The sequence below is a fragment of the Candidatus Bathycorpusculum sp. genome, from assembly GCF_009778815.1.
Taxonomy (GTDB): Archaea; Thermoproteota; Bathyarchaeia; order Bathyarchaeales; family Bathycorpusculaceae; genus Bathycorpusculum; species Bathycorpusculum hydrogenotrophicum.
In genome coordinates, this window is the sequence record NZ_WRFL01000024.1 from 1 (window position 1) to 12,245 (window position 12,245).

Annotated in this window: 9 protein-coding genes; all 9 read right to left on the reverse strand. The window is 42.4% G+C overall.

Annotation, left to right across the window (positions count from 1 at the left end):
* Positions 1–391: 391 nt before the first annotated feature.
* Positions 392–946, reverse strand: coding sequence for a tRNA-intron lyase (endA, locus tag FWF39_RS06165; RefSeq protein ID WP_343382569.1), 555 nt, complete (start codon positions 944–946; stop codon positions 392–394).
* 5 nt (positions 947–951) lie between these two features.
* Positions 952–1,611, reverse strand: coding sequence for a DUF47 family protein (locus tag FWF39_RS06170; protein ID WP_343382570.1), 660 nt, complete (start codon positions 1,609–1,611; stop codon positions 952–954).
* Positions 1,612–1,692: 81 nt separating this feature from the next.
* Positions 1,693–3,459, reverse strand: a complete 1,767-nt coding sequence (gene glyS, locus FWF39_RS06175) for a glycine--tRNA ligase (RefSeq protein WP_343382571.1) — start codon at positions 3,457–3,459, stop codon at positions 1,693–1,695.
* A 217-nt stretch (positions 3,460–3,676) separates the two neighbouring features.
* Positions 3,677–6,553: a LamG-like jellyroll fold domain-containing protein gene (locus FWF39_RS06180; protein WP_343382572.1), complete on the reverse strand. Its 2,877-nt coding sequence runs from the start codon at positions 6,551–6,553 to the stop codon at positions 3,677–3,679.
* A 209-nt stretch (positions 6,554–6,762) separates the two neighbouring features.
* Positions 6,763–7,983 carry an ABC transporter substrate-binding protein gene (locus FWF39_RS06185; protein WP_343382573.1) on the reverse strand — a complete coding sequence of 407 codons (1,221 nt, stop codon included), beginning with the start codon at positions 7,981–7,983 and terminating at the stop codon, positions 6,763–6,765.
* Positions 7,984–8,211: 228 nt separating this feature from the next.
* Positions 8,212–8,394: a hypothetical protein gene (locus FWF39_RS06190; protein ID WP_343382574.1), complete on the reverse strand. Its 183-nt coding sequence runs from the start codon at positions 8,392–8,394 to the stop codon at positions 8,212–8,214.
* Between the two features lie 326 nt (positions 8,395–8,720).
* Positions 8,721–10,091, reverse strand: coding sequence for a cation diffusion facilitator family transporter (locus FWF39_RS06195; protein WP_343382575.1), 1,371 nt, complete (start codon positions 10,089–10,091; stop codon positions 8,721–8,723).
* A 273-nt stretch (positions 10,092–10,364) separates the two neighbouring features.
* Positions 10,365–10,826, reverse strand: coding sequence for a GyrI-like domain-containing protein (locus FWF39_RS06200; protein ID WP_343382576.1), 462 nt, complete (start codon positions 10,824–10,826; stop codon positions 10,365–10,367).
* Between the two features lie 115 nt (positions 10,827–10,941).
* Positions 10,942–12,225 (reverse strand): asparagine--tRNA ligase, encoded by a 1,284-nt coding sequence (asnS, locus tag FWF39_RS06205; protein WP_343382577.1) that lies wholly within the window; start codon positions 12,223–12,225, stop codon positions 10,942–10,944.
* Between the last annotated feature and the right edge of the window lie 20 nt (positions 12,226–12,245).

Consider the following 12,245-nt stretch of genomic DNA (forward strand, 5'->3'; position numbering starts at 1 on the left):
AAATTACCTACTCAGAAAAATATGGTTCTACTATTTCTGAAACTGGACCCTTACAACGAACAATAATAGACGCCTTTAACATCCCTCAAAAAACATAGTTACACACACGGGATTTTAGGGTAGTATGTGTTTTTGCTTAATATAACTGTGTTGCGTATGGTAATATTTTAGTAGCGTCATTGTCATGGTTTATAGTAGATGTGTGTTAGGACAACTAAAAGAAGAGGTGAGACCGTTCCTACTCTGCAGTCTCAATATCTTACGGTGTATTGATGTATGTTAAGTCCAAATTGGAGACAGCGTCACAGGCTCTCCTCACCAACCGATATACCACGTCTTGCGAGATAAAAACTTAACGGTAAAAAAACTGCATCAATTAGTACTTAATGAACTAGGCTTTGAACCATTTAAACATAAGATATTTTATTTGTTTAGAAGCTAAATCAGGGACAGCTATAATAAACCGTTTACGTACAGTCGTTGCAAGCCGGCCATTTTTAACAATCTCAGTAGCAGAAATATCTGAACCCGATGTTTTGACAGTCACCATATAGGGTGCATGCTCCATCCCAGGACCTTGCTTGTAAACCGCAAAATCACAACCAAACTTGATACCCGGCGTAACAATCAAACCACTATCACGCATATCCCGATAAACCGCATATTTTTCTTCAAACTCATCATAGAGCTGCTTGGCTTTCTGGCGCAACTTTTTAAGACTAACCTCAACCACATCAGGATTTTCAAAAATTTCAATTTTCTTAGTTTCTGCCAGATAGAGCCCCTCCATCAAATCCAAAACCAGAGGCACATCAAACTCGGGAACTTTGGGCTTAGGAATCCCCACAGGCTTGCCATAGTAAGCAGTTTTATAGAGTTGGGTACCCTCGGCAGGGTTCCATACAACCAAAAAATTCTCTATAAGTTCAACCTTTATTTTACCCATTAAGGTCACATGATAAATGAAATCAGTCTAGCTATATCTGCTGCATCCTCAGCCTTATCCGCGGAATTTTCAAGAAGCTGCAATACATCACGCATGAGCATAAGCACAGGAACATCAAGTTTGGTACTAAGAATCTTGATTGTAATCGCCCGATATTGATCATCAACAATACGCTCAGCAATTTCAACATCTTTGGCACGCTCCAGAGCCTTTTGTGACCCATAGTTGAGAACCAGCATTGTTTCACGGAGTTTAAGCACTGAATCCAACACGGCCAAACTGAGCTTTAGAAGATCTTTTTTGATTTCTGGCGGAACAACCCAATTATGCTCCATAATCTCTACAAGATAGTACGCAATACCCTCTGAGAAATCAGCAATCTCACTTGAGAGATTGGTAAATCTTAGAAAGTCTTCGCGTGCATAAAGAATTGCACCTATTTCGGCAAGTTCCTGACTAACCATACGGCGCGAGTTAACGACTTCTTCTTCGCCGGCTTTGATTTCACTAAAGAGCCTGCGGACACTTTCTTTGTCTCCGCTTGCAAAGCACTCAACAAGCTGCGGGATTTTTCTGGATACATCAACTACTTTACGTAGGTTATCCTGACAAGCATTAAGTGCTCTACGCTTTACGCGCTCTTCTGTTTCTGATGGAAGTACCATTTTACGTTATCCCCCGCTGTATCTACCTAACTGTACAAGCCTAGTTTACAGACCTACATTAAAAAGATAACTACTTAAGTTCTAAGTATTGCCCCCTAACTCTTCAAAGTCAGCCTTGCCCTCGAAGTACTTACAAAGCAATTTAGGCAAATCAGCGACGGCGACACGAATCTGCTTCCAAGTGTTTCGGTCACGAAGAGTCACTGTTCCCTGACTTAGAGTATCGTAGTCAATGGTTATCCCAATGGGTATACCTGCTTCGTCAGCACGCGCATAACGTCTGCCAATACTGCCGGACTCATCGAAATCAGTCATAAATCCCTCACAGAAAAGCATCCGCTGAATCTCTTTAGCCTTAAGATCTAACCCATCTTTGCTCATCAGAGGATAAACCCCAATTTGGATGGGTGCAATGCTTCTTGGGAAATTAAGGACCGCACGATCATCTTTTAGGCCATAGGCATACTCCAAGGCAACATAGAATAGACGGTCGCATCCAAAACTGGGTTCTACCACATGGGGCACAAAGCGTTTACCGCGCACCACAGTTTTTTGTTTGCCAACCTCTACGTGTTCACTAAAGATCTCATAACCCTCAACTGTAAAGCGGCCATCCTTTGCTATGGCATCTGCGACTTGTTGGGCAGGCACTTTGGCAAGTGCAACCGCAACTTTGCCGGCTTGATCTTTGTAGACTGGGCCCAATTTGGCCATTAGGGGTTTTACAACAAATTCTTCGGTTTCAACCGGTGTGGGGTATTCTTTGTAAACAGTCAAATCAACGCCACTGGCTTTCATATGACAGCTCAAGTCGTAGTCGGTACGGTATGCATGACCAGAGACCTCAACCCAGCCCCAGCGATCAACTAGTACTTCTTGATCAAAGCTTTGACTGCTATAGTGGGCTTTTTCCCAAGCCAGTTTTTCTATAAACCGTTGTTTCTCAGAGGGCACACCCAGCTCGTTTAGGAGCTGTTTTGCTTGTGCCATAAAATAGGCTTGCCACTCACAGCGGATAATACCCTTGTCAAGGGCTTCGCGTACCGTAAAGTTGGTTATGTCCTCGCAATCTTTTAGACGTGTATCGCAGAGCAGTAGGGGCAGGACTTCGTTTTCAACCTCGTTTAGGCGATCACAGGCGGCGTCTTCGGAGTCAAAGAAGAATTCTAAATCGGCAATGGTAAATTCGCGAAGCCGAATTAAGCCTTGTCGGGGTGAGATTTCGTTGCGAAGGGCTTTGCCGATGATTATACATCCAAATGGCAAGCGTTCACGGGCAACGTTGTAGAGGCGGTTAAATTCGACAAAGATGTTTTGTGCCGCTTCAGGCCGTCCATAACCCACTGAACCTGCATAGGGACCAATGGTGGTTTCAAACATGGTTAAGTAGCGGGTGGGTTCACCAAAACAACCCTTGCAATCTGGACAGATTACTCCATGTTTTTGTAATTCGACATTGATTTCGGCAAGATCCATTTTCTCAGCCTCAGCACTGCTGACGCCTTTGTCGGCTAAAAGATGGTCCGCACGGAAGCGTGTATGGCAGGCTTGGCATTCTACCATTGGTTCTTTAAAGTGTGCTACGTGCCCGGAGGCTTCAAAAACTTTGCCGGGCACTATGACTGAGGATTCGATTTCATAGATGCCAATTTTTTTAACCATAAATTCGCGAAGTTTGGCTTCGATGTTTTGTTTTAATCGAGCACCCAGTGGACCATAAGTGACAAAGCCGCCGCTTCCGCCATAGATTTCAAAACTACTCCAAAAGAAACCTCTACGTTTTGCTAACTCGTTGACTGCAACAAACTTGTCACATTCTGATCTAGTGCATTTAGCTTCGCTACTCAATGTGATTACCTGCTTCAACCCTTTAGGAAGCCCTAAGAATTAAAACATTACCGTGCAACCCGCCGTATTATTTTAGATGATGCCAAAAAAAAGGGAGCACGAGTAAAATTTTTTAATCTACTGAGAAGGCGATTTTCTAATGGGTGGTTGGGTGAAAAAGAAGATGGACCAGCTGATAGACAGCTGTTTGGGATATCAACAAGACTTTATGTTGATACTATACTATGCGGCAGTCGCGAATTTGTGTGTTGCCTTTAGTATCTACATATACTCTGTAGGAACCAACAGTGTAGGTGTTTGCTGCGTTATTGTTGATGCTAAAAGTTTGTGAAATATTGTTTGTTGTTCCATCGGAGAGCTTTTCGGTAATGGTAATCGTAAGGTCGTTTTTATTTCCGGTAAGCTGTTTTACTGAGGCTGTTGGTGTTGCACTGTCTATGGTTAGTTTTATTTTTTCCCATTTTGCAATAAGGGTGATGTCAGAAGTTATTGGAGTGTTTAGGTCAAACTTGTTTTCACCGTAAAACCAGCCTGCAAAGGTGTAGCCTAAACGAGTTGGATCACTGGGTTCAACTAACAAACGACCGTGCTCAATGGTCTGTGCGGGTAGATCAGTGCCGTCTTGAATGTCAAAGGTGATAGTGTGGGTACCCAGTTCTACTGAGAAGGTGAATTGGTTCCAATCTCGAAACAGTTTGTCTTCCTTAACGCTGTACCAGTTAACAGCAACATCATATCCGTTATTGCTAAAGGTTAGCAAAGCAACCATACCTACACCCTTGTTATAATAGTCCATATCTTGGGCATCTACTAAGAGCTGTGGCACCACATTGCCATATATGCCTCTGTCAACCCGCAAAACTAGATCATCATTGTGAATATGACCACACAAAACCATAATGATATTTGCATGTTGACTTACAAGTTTATTCCAGACATTTTGACCATTGTTACCCGCAGTATCATAACCACTTGAATCATCATAACTACCATCATAGGACAGATACGAATGAGTTACCACAATCACCCGACAGTCCAAATTGGCCTCCACAACATCATTAGCCCACTCAAGTACAGGGTCTCGGGGAACAAAATCTAGACACAGCATCAAATAGGTCGCATCATCGGTAGTGAAGTAGTAGTAGGCGTTATCTAGTTTGTTATCTTCATATGCGCCGCCAAAGATAGGGAAAGAGGAGTACTTGCTAAAGAGAAGATATTCATTAAAAAGCATCGTATCTCTAAGGTAGGGCATACCCGCATAATCATGGTTGCCCGGAACAAAGATATATGGTACAACACCATCGAGCTTTGCAAAATTATCTTGGACAATTTGCCACTCAATTACAGTGTTTTTCTCGGTGAGATCACCTACTTGAATCATGAAGTGTATATTGCCTTCTTGAGCACTATTTAGTATCCAATCCAGCAGTTCCTCCAAAACATCAGGATAATACAAGGTTAAATATTGAATATCGGGAATAACTGCAATAGTGTAATCACCTACAGCAAACTCGGGTGCTAACCATTCACTCCACGCTCGAGCATCATTACCCACTACAGAGTTATCCTCATAAACACTTCCAACGACACCATCAAGGAGCCAATTTGCCATAAGACCCTCCTCGTTGCCAGCAAGTTGTGTGTTCATATTTAGCTGTATCTCAGATGCAGTGCGCACAATAGACCAGATACGAATATCTGCGAGCTCACCAAAGAAACACCGGGGATTAGCCCACATGTAGTCTCCACCAATTTTTAGAGGACGAATAGGTATGGTGTTGTCCATAATCGAAAACGTCTGCTCATCAGCCTTGACACCATTAACGTAACATATGAGCATATGGTTTTCGCTGTCTTGAACGATGGCAACATGAACCCAGTCACCCAGTTTCACATTTGCATAAGCAGTATAGTTTGCTTCATTTCCATTTGTTTCCTTCCAATACAACCAAGGGTTTCCATCAGAGGTAACACCAAAATTGATGACCGCTAAACCAAAACCATCAATTGCACCATTACCTGCAATTACACCTATCGTGGAACTGGTTATTGGAATTTTCACCCAAGCCTCAAAAGTCTTTGGCGATTCAGGAATCTTACTGGTAGAAACAATTTCAATATCTCCCGAAGAAAAATCAGTCCCCCTGCCCGCAAATGAACTTACATATTCGGTATTGATTGTAATGCTAAAGTCTTTAATCGATTCATCTTTAGCGTTTTCTGCTTTAATAGTGAAGATAAAAAGTCCACTGGTTGTTGGTGTACCAGCTATAACACCGTTGCTTGATAACGTTAATCCATCGGGGATGTCGCCGCTAATTTTGCTCCAAGTAATTTTGTCACCCTCAGACACGAGTTTTTGTACGTAGGGTAAATCAACAGTACCGCTCAACAAATTGTCAGTAGTGATAGAGGGCAAACGATAGGGCAGAGCTGTAATTTTGATATCGTCATAAGAGCCGACTGCACCAAAGCCCATAATTAAACCAAAGGAACCATCATTACCCCAGCGTGGAATTTCAGCGTTAGCAACTACAAGAGTGCCATCGAAATAGATATCACCATATTCACCGTAGACTTCAATCATTACATGGACAGACAACCCGTCGGACATGTCTTTTGGTGCTGGACCAGAGGGGTGTCCAAAATTGGGATATGGAAACCATGTGGGGTAATCATAGAAACCCGCTCCTGATGAGTGGGTTGTTTGCCAATAAAATGCTGAACAGGTAAGTGGACTTGGGTAAGGTGTGTGCATATCAAAGCCTATGCCCATCCAGCTATAATAGACAAGATAATCCTCAAACCAAAGGTTTGCTTCAAAACGGAAATTCTCTAAATATCCTGCATTAAAAGTGAGCATTGCTGGTTCTAGGTCATCAAACATATCGGCGGGTTTGTAGCTTTGGTATAGTTTTCCATCGGAGATGCGCCAGTCGCCATGGTGGATCGTCCAGCCTTCAGGGAGATCGGTTAGTCCATTAAAGTTCTGTTCAAGAATGATTGTCTCTTCGGTGACTGTTGATAGGTTGGTTATTTCCAAGGGTGGTGTGTTTTCTGCGGCTTGTGTGGGGAGGGTTATAACAGGCATTAATGCCAGCAGCAGGAGCACCGATAGAGCAAACAAAAAAAGTTTGTTTATAGATTTGTTTTTCATAAAGGGGTTCTCCATTTTTGTTTGTTAGTATAGAAGGGCTAACTAATCATATAAACCATAGTTCAACTTAAGTTAATGTCTGATTGATAATATTTTGAGCGGTGACACAAAAAAGAGAAAAAAGAAAGACAAATACGCGATTGCTATCGTGGATAGCAATAAGTGTCTGTCACAGGGGTACCTAGATATTGCTGGTTTAGGTGTGCGTTTACTGCTACGGGGTCTATATCTGAAAAGAGTTCAGGCTGAACCCACTTAGCGTAATATAGATAGCCAACTATTGAACGCATGCCGTTTAAAGCAAGAAAGTCGCATACATAGACACGCCCATTTTTCACAGCATCAACATCTTTTAGCGTTTGACGACTAAGTATATCATTTCGGGCAGCAATAAAATCATCGACATTATGTGTTGGGCTAGAAATTAGCTCAATAATTACAGAAGGATTTTGCTCTACAACCGTTTCAGGGCTCAATGTAAGGGAAGCAAGAGTACTGTTTTCTGCAATGTTAATTCCGCCCGCTTGGTAGAGTTTTAGATCGTTGGTTGTATGGTAGGGAGAGGAATACCATTCAACAAAGGCCATTGTTTGTTTTTCACGAGGCAAAGTAGCTATGCGGTCTTTTACAAGTGTGTTGTAGGACTGCGCCCAAGTAATGTATTCAGCTACGCGTTCTTTGTTACCCACCACTGTAGCCAAATCGGCCATTACAGAGCAGACTATATCTATCCCTGTGGGTGCATTATACAATTCATCAGCAGTCATATGCAACGGATTTTGTGGAGAGACAGGCGGCTGAGAAATATAAATGGGTATACTAGTAGCTTTGAGTTTTGTATACGACCCATCCATATCATAGGTCAACAGTGAATCAGCAATTATGATATCAGGTTTTAGTTCAAGGATTGCCTCTACACTCAGAGCATATGCGGCTTCACCCACACTTGCCACGTTGAGGAGTTGTGACGGGCATTGAGCATTAGTTCGCCCCACAATGGAATCTTTTAGACCCATAAAACAGAGCAGTTCTGCAAGATTACCATCCAAAACAACAATTCTCTTTACTGAATAGGGCACCTCAACAACAAAACCAGCACCGTCAATAAGTGAAGAGATTTTTGAAGAAAGGCTTTCATCAGATGAAGAAGACGAAGAAGATGAAGCAGAAGAAGCTGTAGCATCGGATGGGTTTGAAGAATCTGGGGGATTATTTGCTGATGAAGCTGGATTGCCAGCAGGTGAATTTGATCGGGGTGATGAAGGCGAGTCGAGTGATGTGTAGTATTGTGTGTAGACAACATATACGGATGCAACTATAAGTATGGCAACAAGAATTACAGCAATGATACTTTTTTTAACCAATTTTTCACCTCCTCACATGCCAATATAATTAGTTTCCAAATGCTTGAATCTTGGATGGATTAGCCAACCAAGTTATTTAAATTTGTACTTAATTTAAGTTAATCACAGGTTGAATTAAGACATGTTTAAGCAATAAACCAATACTCAACTCAAGTTAGACAAAACTTATGATGCAAATCACCTTATTTGCGACCAATCAGTATTTTAGCACAAAACAGCAAATGCTGTTTAAGGATTACAGGCATAACACCGTTCTGTATGGATACAGAGAACTCCGCCACAAGCAGGACATTTCCATTTTTCCTTTTCACTTTTTAGAAATGCAACCATACCATGAGTTTTAATGAACACAAAGTTTTCAATAACACCAGAACCATATTTTTGGCGGTAGTAGCGATCAATTTTTTCCAAATTTTCACAAGGAAACACAGCACAATCAAAACAAAACTCAATTTGCTTTCTGCTCAGGGTACACACAGTTTTTCTCAAAAAAGGTACAAGTTTTTTCTCTTGTTCGACAACCCCCACACGGAGACTGCCGCTCACCTGAAAGAGTATAACCAAAAAAACCCACACAAATTCGACAATTAATACCACAACGCGCAAACAATTCAGCACCAAAATCTTGACCCAGGCAATCAACCCGTTAGGATATTTTTTTGTCTGTTGCTTTAAGCAATCCGCTACCCCTAAATAGAGTTTCTGCAACTTCTAACTTTGGAACAGATAGTTAGTATTTATTGGCTCATAGGTTCAATGTGTACCGTTACTACTGCATTAGCAAAATGTTCTTTGGTTTCTTTCTCAAGCAAAGAAGCCAAATGATGTGCTTTGGTTATCTGAACATTTTTGCTAAAGCAACAGTCTATGTTGATGTAGCATTTGTTCTCAGCAGTGTAGGTTACTATCCGTTTAATCTCGAGGTTGCCGCCAATGTTTAGAGCGGCATCGGCAACAATTTTTTGCAGTTGCACTTCATCGACTTGATCAGGGGAGAGAGGAACACTTGCAGGTTCCATATGTACCGTAACATTTTCAAGTGGCACAATCTCACGGTACAACCGTTGTTCGATGACCTCAGCTAAGCGATGAGCTGCCTCAACAGATACCTCAGGGTTAACGTAGGCATGCAGGGTAATGTAGAGTTTATCATCCACAGAGTTAACGGCGATTTCATGAACTGCCCTAACACCCTCAACCGTTGCCAGTTTTTCAATTAACTGCTCCATCTGGCGCTCTTTGTTGGCAGGTTCAACATGTATGGTTACATCAACATCACCACAACTCTCCTGCAGGCATATCTCGATTTTAGATGCTGAAGCATGAGCATCTTCAAGACTCATAACATTGGGAACCTGCACAGAAGCATCAACAAATAGTTTAGAACCCACTTTACGGACTTTGAGATTCTCAATCTTTACCACATCCTCACATGACTGGATAACACGACGAGTTGTCTCAACCAGCTCATGCGAAACAGAATCACTTAACTCCATAATACTAGATTTAGCCAATTTAATACTTAGATAAGTAAGCATCACACCAAGAAAAATAGAAGCAAACGCATCAGCATTTGCAAAACCCAAAAGCGCCAAAGCAAAACCCAACAACGCAATAAGAGTAGACCCCAAATCAGCAATAGCATCATAAAAACCCGCTTTCATAGAAGCACCCTCAACATGACGAAACTTCTTAAAAACCGTAACCCGCATAATAGAAATAAACAAAGCATACCCGATGGCACCAAAACCAGCATACTCTATACCACCTGAGAGCGAAGCAGTCTCCAGTAATCTAAGGGCTGCTTCATAGAAGATCAAAACAGCCACAAAGGTAAGAATTATACCACCAATTAAACCTCCTATAGCTTCAAACTTGCCATGCCCATAAGTATGCTCCGCATCAGGCGGCTTTAGCGATTCACGCACAGTAAAAATCAACATAATGCAGGTAAACGCATCAAGCAGTGCATGCAAACCATCACTAACTATAGCTAAACTATTAACAAGTAAACCCACAGTGACCTCAACAATTACAACACTAGCAATAGCTATCGCAGAAAATTTTAGCGCCCGAAGCTTGGTTTGACCCTCAGCATTACCGTGCATTGTTTTAGTCTATCTAAGCTCACTGCAAGGCCGATTTAAGAATTGCGTGAGTTCCCACTATTTTGATGATGTGGCCATGTTTATCAGTGGTTTAAACAGAAATTACCCATACTACAGAGCAAAAAGGGGACATTGTACTAAATTTATAGACATTACGGGAGGGTATTTTGCCGCCAGCGGGCAACAAAATATCACCGCTACTACAAAATATCACCGCTACTACAAAATATCACCGCTACTACAAAATATCACCGCTACTACAAAATATCACCGCTACTTTAACGGAAACACCACTTTTGTAAGTAACTCGCTCTCGGGTGTATCCGCAGGATTGCTAAGATAGTAATCGTAATACACACCCGTTGATTCTAATTTGTTTTTCGCAAGATATTGCATCATGGGTGCATATGTCTTTTCAATGTCTTTGTATGCGCCTTTGTGCATTGCTGTAATCGCCCTACCAGCACAGGTTTTGCTCATGTAAAATTCACCCTGCTCCGGCAAAGGTTCGCTAACAGGCACTCCTAATTCGATATCCCACTTCATAAAATCCTCACTGCCGTTGGTGTATTTACAATATGGCGCGCCTGCCATTTGTTTACCGCATTTAGTCACATAAGCCATAAGCTTTGGGTAGCCTTCCGTCATAATTTCAGCCATTTTAGTAAATTCTACAGCTTCAAATTTCACCGCTACTGTAATTTCAGTCTCTTTGTTAATTATTTCAATGTTCATTAACCCATCTCACAGTGCTTTCGCTAAATATAGACAGACAACAGAGCATATAACATTATAGCGACAAAGAATAGAAAGAGAAGGAGCTCTCAGGAGTTTTAGGGATAAAAGGGGATTAGGGGTAGAATCGTCGGGTTGTTCGTGGGAATGGGATGGCGTCGATAATGTTGTCGAGGTCTAGCATCCATACTAGTAGACGTTCTAGACCCATGCCAAAGCCTACATGGGGTACTGTGCCGTAGCGTCTTAGGTCTAGGTACCATTCGTAGTCTTCGGGTTTTAGGCCTTGTGCTTTCATGCGTTCGATGAGAAGGTCTTTGTTGTCTTCTCTTGCGCCGCCGGTGCTTATTTCGCCGATGCGGGGTACCATCATGTCTACGGACATGGCTACTTCGGGGTGGTCTTTGTAGGTTTTACAGTAGAATGCTTTGATGGCTGTTGGGTAGTCATAAACAAAGAAGGGAGTGCCAAAGTCTTCGGCGAGTACTTTTTCATCTTCATAGCCTAGGTCGCTTCCCCAGTCGAGTTGGGGGTTTTTGGGTTTGAGGCGTTCTATGGCTTCTTTGTAGGTTATGCGTGGGAAGGGGGTTTTTATGGTTTTGAGTTTTTCGATGTCTGCGCCGAGTTCTTTGAATTCTTTTTCGCATTTTGTGGCGATGGTTTGGCAGATATAGGTCATGAGGCCTTCTTCGAATTTCATGAGATCATCCATATTGGCAAATGCCCATTCGCCTTCCATGTGCCAGTATTCAGTTAGGTGGCGAATAGTGCGGCTTTTTTCTGCTCTAAAGGAGGGTGCTATGCAGTAGACGTTTTCTAGGGAGTACATGAGAATTTCTAGGTAGAGTTGGCTACTTTGGGTTAGGTAGAGTTGTTGGTCGAAATATTTTAGGCCAAACAATGTGGATCCGCCCTCTACTGCGGCGGAGATGAACATGGGTGGGGAGACTTCGGTGTAGTTTTGTTTGTTAAAGTAGTCTCTGGCGGCTTGCATGGTTTCTGCGCGGACTTTCATAACTAGGTTCATTTTGCGGCTTCGGAGCCATAGGTGACGCATGTCGCGGATGAATTCTTCGCTTTTGTCTTTGCTTATGGGAAAAGTTTCGGCTAATCCGGTTATGGTGAGGTTGTCTGCTCCGATTTCAAAGCCGCCTGGGGCGCGTGTGTCGGGTTTAACGTTGCCTTCTAGGGTGAGGCTGGATTCGATGGTGAGTTTTTGTGCCTCACTCCAGCTGGGGTTGTCTTTTTTGATGGTAGATTGGATTACTCCAGTGGAGTCTCGGATTAGTATGAATATGAGTTCTTTACCTTCACGTTTGCGGTAGACCCAACCGCGTATGGTAACTTTTTGATCGGTGTATTTGCCCTCTAAGATTTGATTGATCTTCACCAGTGTCATGCGCATCAACTTTGCAGGTA